9 protein-coding genes and 2 pseudogenes are annotated in these 7,277 nt (G+C 52.0%); 9 read left to right on the forward strand and 2 right to left on the reverse strand.

All coding sequences use genetic code 11. The features are described from left to right. From KDK16_RS12695 to KDK16_RS12735, 9 genes and pseudogenes are all read left to right on the forward strand, one after another. Window positions 1–227, forward strand: a pseudogene (locus KDK16_RS12695) (hypothetical protein); the annotation flags it as partial. 2 nt (window positions 228–229) lie between these two features. Further along, complete coding sequence (locus KDK16_RS12700) at window positions 230–883, forward strand: hypothetical protein (RefSeq protein ID WP_257276404.1); 654 nt, start codon at window positions 230–232, stop codon at window positions 881–883. Window positions 884–933: 50 nt separating this feature from the next. Continuing rightward, complete coding sequence (locus tag KDK16_RS12705) at window positions 934–1,809, forward strand: hypothetical protein (protein ID WP_257276405.1); 876 nt, start codon at window positions 934–936, stop codon at window positions 1,807–1,809. Then, window positions 1,810–3,036 (forward strand): AAA family ATPase, encoded by a 1,227-nt coding sequence (locus KDK16_RS12710; RefSeq protein WP_257276406.1) that lies wholly within the window; start codon window positions 1,810–1,812, stop codon window positions 3,034–3,036. 311 nt (window positions 3,037–3,347) lie between these two features. Beyond that, window positions 3,348–3,728 (forward strand): DUF6362 family protein, encoded by a 381-nt coding sequence (locus tag KDK16_RS12715; RefSeq protein WP_257276407.1) that lies wholly within the window; start codon window positions 3,348–3,350, stop codon window positions 3,726–3,728. 180 nt (window positions 3,729–3,908) lie between these two features. Continuing rightward, window positions 3,909–5,186 (forward strand): site-specific DNA-methyltransferase, encoded by a 1,278-nt coding sequence (locus KDK16_RS12720; protein ID WP_257276408.1) that lies wholly within the window; start codon window positions 3,909–3,911, stop codon window positions 5,184–5,186. After that, window positions 5,152–5,427 carry a flagellin gene (locus tag KDK16_RS12725; protein ID WP_257276409.1) on the forward strand — a complete coding sequence of 92 codons (276 nt, stop codon included), beginning with the start codon at window positions 5,152–5,154 and terminating at the stop codon, window positions 5,425–5,427. Before KDK16_RS12720 ends, KDK16_RS12725 begins: the two co-directional genes overlap by 35 nt. Window positions 5,428–5,443: 16 nt before the next feature. Further along, window positions 5,444–5,887, forward strand: coding sequence for an N-acetylmuramoyl-L-alanine amidase (locus tag KDK16_RS12730; protein WP_257276410.1), 444 nt, complete (start codon window positions 5,444–5,446; stop codon window positions 5,885–5,887). After that, entirely contained in the window at window positions 5,884–6,252 is a 369-nt protein-coding gene (locus KDK16_RS12735) for a holin family protein (RefSeq protein ID WP_257276411.1), read from the forward strand. Before KDK16_RS12730 ends, KDK16_RS12735 begins: the two co-directional genes overlap by 4 nt. Window positions 6,253–6,661: 409 nt before the next feature. Here the strand turns inward: KDK16_RS12735 and KDK16_RS12740 are convergent, their stop codons facing one another. Further along, window positions 6,662–7,141 carry a DUF3489 domain-containing protein gene (locus tag KDK16_RS12740; protein WP_257276412.1) on the reverse strand — a complete coding sequence of 160 codons (480 nt, stop codon included), beginning with the start codon at window positions 7,139–7,141 and terminating at the stop codon, window positions 6,662–6,664. A 19-nt stretch (window positions 7,142–7,160) separates the two neighbouring features. Beyond that, window positions 7,161–7,277, reverse strand: a pseudogene (locus KDK16_RS13665) (hypothetical protein); the annotation flags it as partial.

The following is a 7,277-nucleotide window of genomic DNA, read 5'->3' on the forward strand; positions in this document are numbered from 1 at the left end:
TTGTTGATCAGGTCATCACACTGGGCAGTCTGCCCGATGAAGAGGGCAACCTGCGTCGTACCTTCGTTTGCCAAACCCTCAACCCCTATGGCTACCCGGCCAAGGATCGCAGCGGTCGTCTGGATGTATACGAACCGCCTCACCTCGGGCAGCTGTTTACCAAGATCCGTAGTGGGTCAAGGCAGCCTGTTCAGTTTGAAACTCAACCTCAAGGAACGGAGAAATAACCATGAGCCAACAAAGAGCTATGACACGCTGGAACGACTTTAACGATGCTACCGATCAGGGCAGCTACGATGTCATTCCTTCAGGCACTCTGGTCAAGGTACGTATGACCCTTAAGCCCGGAGGCTACGACAATCCCGAAATGGGCTGGACCGGTGGTTACGCCACTTGTGGCGATACCGGAGCCATCTACCTCAATGCCGAGTTCACGGTGCTGGAAGGCCAGTACGCCAGGCGCAAGATTTGGTCCCTGATCGGTATGCACAGCCCCAAAGGCCCGGAGTGGGAAAACATGGGCCGTTCCTTTGTCCGGGGTGTTTTGCAATCTGCTCGTAATATCAAGGCCGAAGATAACAGTCCCCCGGCTTATAAAGCCCGGCAGTTGAAATCGTTGTCAGAGCTGGATGGTATTGAGTTCGTCGCCAAAATCAGTACTGAAAAGGATCAGTACGACGAACCCAAGAATGTCATTAAGCAGGCCATCACACCGGAGCACAAGCAGTATGCCCAGCTGATGTTTGGTCAGAATGCTCAGGGCCAAGCACTCGCTAATAATCAGCAGGGTGGCCACCCTCAGGCTCAGCTGCAATCCCAGCTCTACAGTCCTCCGGACTCAGCGCCTCACCCAGCTGAAAGCTACAACAACCAGTGGGATTAAGGCTCTAACGCCCACCTGCGGGTGGGCTTTTCCCTACAGGGACTGTGACAATGAAAAACAAATGGCTTGATTTTAACGATGCCCAAGAGCAGGGCGCGACACAGAAACGGGATGCAGAAGACGTTAAGCGTCGTATTCTGGAACGAATGCCTGAGTACCTGGCCTGGCTGTTTCCCAATGGCAAAAAACGAGGCCAGAAGTTTGTATTGGGCAACGTCCACGGCAAGAAGGGCAAGAGCCTGGAAGTGGAGCTGGGTAGTGGGCTTTGGCACGACTTTGAAAGCGGTGAAGGTGGTGACATTATCAGTCTGACCGCAGCGCATCAGTCTCTTGATCCTCAAAGGGACTTTCCAGAAATCATAGAGCTCATGGCGGAGTGGCTCGGTATGCCGTCATTCACGCCACCAGCTTCGGTTGGTCACCAGGAAGAATATGAAGACTTGGGTCATCACACAGGCAAGTGGGACTACCACGATGCCGAAGGCAATTTGATCGCCTGTGTTTACCGGTACGATACGCCAGAGGGTAAAGAGTTTCGGCCTTGGGATGTAAAGACCCGTAAAACCAAAGCCCCCAACCCCAGGCCACTCTACAACCAGCCAGGTGTCAAGGTAGCCGACGAAGTACTGCTGGTGGAAGGCGAGAAAGCAGCACAGGCTTTGATTGAAAGTGGCTATTGTGCCACCACTGCAATGAACGGTGCCAAGGCCCCGACGGATAAGACGGACTGGTCACCCCTCAAAGGTAAGCGTGTTTCGCTCTGGCCTGATAATGACGACGCCGGGCTGGAATATGCTTTCAGTGCGGCTAAAGCTATCGATGATGTCGGAGCTTTGTCTGTAGTGATTCTGAAACCACCGGCAGATAAACCTGAGAAATGGGATTCCGCAGATGCCGTTCAGGAAGGCTTTGATATTGATCACTAGATGGCCGCAACCGAGCGGAAGACAATCAAATCGGCAGGCCTGCAACTGTCAGACTGGAGTGCGCTCCGTTACAAAGGTGTAGCCCCTGAGCAGCACTACCTGATTGAAGGCTCTTTTCCATTAGGTGTTGTCTCAATCCTTGCGGCTATGGGAGACACAGGTAAGGGAATGCTCACACTCAAGCTTGCACTGGAAATTGCCTGTGGTGAAGACCTGACGGTTGAGGTGTTTGGTGGCAAGGTCTTACAACATGGAACAGCCGTTGTTTTCACCTCTGAGGATGATCAGGCAGAAGTACACCGTCGTCTTCAAAAACTGGACCCGACAGACTTGCGACTGAAATCGCCTGAGAAACTCTTCATTATTCCATTACCTAATGCAGGTGGCCCATTCCCCATGGTCAGGGAAACTCCGGAAGGGCCAAGAACGACATCAGAGTTTACCCAGGTAGTCCGCCAGCTTCAGGCTATTGAAGATCTCAAGCTGGTGGTCTTTGATCCCTTATCCTCTTTTGTTCATGCCGATGTGAACGCTGACCCTGCAGTGGGTAGTTACCTGACGGGGCTGTTGGCGAACCTGGCCAGTGAAACGGGTGCCACTGTGATTGTGGTTCACCATATGCGCAAACCACCAGGACAGAAACCCATCGATAGTGCAGAACAGGCCAGGGATGCCATTAGAGGCAGCAGTGCGCTGGTGGATGGTGTTCGTATGGCCTATGCCCTCTGGCCTGCACAGGACCAGATCGTGCAGCAAACTTGTCAGACTCTGAACCTGATCCCCGAGCCGAGAAGTTTTTACCAGGGAGCGGTAGTGAAATCCAATGGCCCGGCGGATCGGACAATCCGTACTTATAAACGCAATAGCATCGGATTGTTGGAGGACCTGACTGCAAGGATAAAAGGTCAACAGCCTTCTACCTATGATTTGCTGGGAGTGCTCGCTGGTGGCATCAGAATGGCAGCCAGTCGTAGGCATCCTTTTACTCATACCGGAGTGAATGGGGTCTTCAAGCACCGGCATCGTCTTCCTGAAGCCTTCCATCATATGCCCCGACACAAGCTCGAAAATATGGTTCAGGAATTGTTGAATGAGCGTCCGCCAAGAGTGGTTAAAGGCACACTTCTGGGATCAAAAGAACAAAAGTGGCTGGATTCTCCCTGGGGACTATTTGCTGATGGAAAAGGCCGGATTGAAGAGGGTGCAGATCGGTTGAAAAATGACTGATTGAGCGTTTCCAGAGCGTTTCCAATTTCCAGCATTTCCAGAATATTTCCAGAGTTTTGGAAATAGAGAAAGGTTTAAAAAAATACTCTAACTTTCTGAAAGTATAAAGAAATATATAAATTTAAATGACATATGTCGTATTTCCAATTTCCAAGAAATGCGTGGCTCTGGAAACGTGTAACTCATTGAAAAATAAACCGTTTCCAATTTCCAGAACCCCTTACTTATACAAGTAAGGTTGGAACTTAAATTTCCAACCTTACTGATGCGTGATATTTCCGGCTGGAAATCGACTCAGGGAGGAATCTCGAATGGACATCAATGAACTGGCCAATCGCTATCGGGAAGCCTGGCTGGTAGCACGACGAGTGTCGTTAAGTATTAATCTCCGGTACTCGGCCTACTGGCCCGAAATCAATCCCAACCGCTGGGAAGTTTATCAAGGGGAAAACAAAATCCTGAGATTGCCCAAGCCCTCGGAAGACGAAGTGGATCGCATGGTGAAGTGTATGCGCTGGTTGCGATGGGTCAGCGAGGAGGAACGCAAGCTGATCTGGCTTCGTGCATCGGGTTTGCCCTGGCGAGTGATTGCTGAAGATTTGGGAGTGAACCGGAAAACCCCATACGCACACTGGTGCAAAGCCATGAGCAGGATTGCCATCCATTTGGCCGGAGGACGTAACCCGGAGTAACCCGAAGTAACTCATAGTGTCTGGTTTTGTCTGGGTATATCCAAAATAGAGGCCTCTTCAAGGATTGGACACTTTCGCCAAATTTGACAAGAATTAACGCTAAGCTCGAAGCGAAGTGCACCTGAACCTCACACCTCCCCGGTCTGAGGTTTTTTTACGTCTGGAAATCACGGAAGAACCATGGCCAGAATCCTTGTCGAAGCCATAGAACATCGCCCCGTCGCCACCCTGGTGCCCTACGCCAACAACGCTCGCACTCACTCCGATGAGCAGGTGGACCAGATTGCCCGGTCCATCGAGGAGTTCGGGTTTGTCAATCCGGTGCTGGTGGGCAGTGACGATGTCATCGTAGCCGGTCATGGTCGTCTGATGGCGGCGAAGCAGCTGGGCATGGAAACTGTGCCGGTGATTGTGTTGGGGCACTTGAGTGAGACTCAGCGCCGGGCGCTGATCATTGCCGACAACCAGATCACGGCCAACTCAGGCTGGGATGAAGCACTGCTCAAACAGGAACTGGCAGAGCTGGATGCCCTGGATTTTGACCTGGACCTGATGGGCTTTTCCGATGAGGAGTTGGAAGGTCTGTTGCTGGTGGACGAACCAGAAGGGCAGACCGACGATGACGAAATTCCTGAACCGGAAGAGCATCCCGTCAGCCAGTTGGGTGATCTTTGGATTTTGGGAAGCCATCGGGTGCTGTGTGGCAGTGCTACCGAACAGGCAGATGTGGAAGCCCTGATGGCAGGCCAGCTGGCGGATATGGTGTTCACCGATCCACCTTACAACGTTGACTACGCTAACCCTGAGAAAAACACCCAAGCGAAAAAAGATCGCCGGATCAAAAACGATAATCTCGGCTCTGAGTTCCACGCTTTCCTGCTGGCCGCCATGACCAACCTGCTCGGAGTCTGCAAGGGGGCGATTTATATCTGCATGTCGTCGTCTGAACTGGATACGCTCCAGAAAGCCTTTCGGGAAGCCGGTGGCAAGTGGTCCACGTTTATCATCTGGGCCAAGAACACCTTCACCCTGGGTCGTTCGGATTATCAACGGCAGTATGAGCCAATCCTCTACGGCTGGAAGGAAGGCAACGAACATTTCTGGTGTGGAGCCAGAGATCAGGGCGACGTTTGGTTCTATAGCAAGCCTGCCAGGAATGACCTTCATCCCACTATGAAACCCGTGGAGCTGGTAGAGCGAGCTGTTCGCAACTCTTCCAAGACCCACGACATCGTGCTGGATCTGTTTGGCGGTTCCGGCTCCACACTGATTGCCTGCGAAAAGTCACACCGCAGTGCCCGGCTCACCGAACTGGACCCAAAATACGTGGATGTCATTGTGCGTCGATGGGAGGAGTACACAGGCAAGGAAGCCTATCTTGAATCCAATCATCTGACCTTTGAACAAACCAGAGAAGAAAGACATGGAAGAACTTTCAAGGCGACTGGATCAGATTGATTCCAAGCTCGACAAACTGAGCGATGCCGTTTCCCGTCTGTCCATGATCGAGGAACGAATCACTCACCAGACCAACAACCTTACCCGTCAGGATGAACGCCTGGATGAACAGGAGAAACGCATCCGGAAGCTGGAGTTCCAGGCCAGTCGCCGGGGTGTGATGTTGGGCTATATCGAACGCTTCGGTTGGATCGTGCTGACCGCTGCTATTGGCCTGTTGGCTTACTTTCTTAAAACATAAACTCAGGGGATGAGTGATGGGCAAGCGTAAGGAAACCAATTACATCGTCGTTCATTGCTCGGACACCCGAGCCAACCAACACGTTACTTTTGACGACATCAAACGTTGGCACACCATGGAGCGGGCCTTTCTGGATATTGGTTACCATTGGGTGATTGAGAGGGACGGTTCCGTAAAGCAGGGTCGTCCTATTGAAGACTGGGGTGCTCATGTCAAATACCACAACCATGAGAGTGTTGGCATCTGTTTGGTGGGTGGCCTGAATGAACACAATGAGCCAGAAGATAACTTCACTCCGGAACAGAAGCGAATGCTGAAGCTTCTGGTGGCTGGCCATCAAGCTATTTATTCAAACGCTGTCGTGCATGGTCATCATCACTTTAGTAAGGTGAAGACCTGTCCCAATTTTGATGTGCACCACTGGTTAAGACAGGAAGGACTGCTGGGAGGCAAACGGTGAGTTTGGTGGCTGCCATCCCGGTGATCGGGAAGGTGATCGACAAGCTTTTTCCTGATGCGAACAAAGCCAGGGAAGCCAGAGCGGAACTGAGCAAGATGCTGCTCAACGGTGAGCTGAATGAGCTGGAGCAAAAGGCTTTTGTCGTTAAAGCGGAGGCGCAGGGTGAAAGCTGGCTACAACGAAACTGGCGACCCATAGTGATGCTGGTCTTTACGGCACTGGTCGTTTGTAGATGGATGGGTTGGTCAGCACCGAATCTAACTGAGGCAGTGGAACTGAAACTGTTCAGCATTATCCAAATGGGTATTGGTGGATACATTGCCAGCCGTGGACTGGAGAAGATGACAAGAACATGGAAAGGCTGAGGCTTAATTTAAGCCGCTCTGAGCGTTTCTTTTTAAATACAGGGAGCGTCTCGGGATCGAAAAGAACGCTTGATAAGCGTCTTCTGACGGCTGTTCCGGGGTCCCTGGGAGGCATCTTCTAGTGCGGGTATGCATCAGCGCGGAATAGCGCCAGCGACAGAGTGAAAATCGGGGTTGACACTCAGGTTGACAGATTGGGCTTCAGCCTAGTAATGGCGGGGCTTTCCGGTGTCAACCAGCCAGGGATTTTGTCAACCAAACTGTCAGCCTTTGCGGGCAAAGTTGTCAACCTGGTTGACAGATCTGAGGTGCCACTAAAACTTGAGTTCAATAGCCAGTAGAATGGAGCCTCTCATAATCGAGGCTCCCATAAGGAAAATGCCAGCAGCCTTGCAATGCTAGCGGGTGCTCATGAAGTCTCACCCTGAAAGAGCGCTTCCAGCCCGGCGGTAATCCGGTAAATGCGATCTTTGCCTTCAGGCTTCTCAGATTCAATGGTCAGCCCCAGTCGTTTTTTCAAGGCTCCTGCCAAGGTGCCGCGAACGGTGTGCTGCTGCCAGCCGGTCTCGCGCATGATTTCGTCGATCTCAGCGCCCTCGGGTCGGCTCAGCAGCTCAATCACCTTATGGAGCTTGGTGCCAGTGCGGATCTTGCCTTTCCGGGCAGGTTGGTCGTCTACCGGGAGGCCGATGGCCGTCTTGCCCTGAGGGCTGATGTCGTAGGTGTCAGCCTTTTTCATGGGGATCAGAAAGCCTTTGCTGGTCAGACTGTCCAGCACTTTCTTCCGGGCACCTCCTTTCAGGGTGAGCTCGGAAGCGTCAAGGGTTCCTGTCTCAGCGGCTTGCTTGAGAACAGTCTCTTGGGTAGCAGTGAGTTTTGTTGTTTTCATGGTGCTTCTCCTTTTGGGGTTATTGTTTTTGGCCTTGTTTCAGGCCCAATTGATAAGCCTGTTCCAAAGCCTTTCTGACTTGCCAGACGGCGACTTCCTCGAAGTCTTCCGAGGTGTTTCGGGTTTTGAGGGTGTC

Source organism: Endozoicomonas sp. SESOKO4, assembly GCF_024606275.1.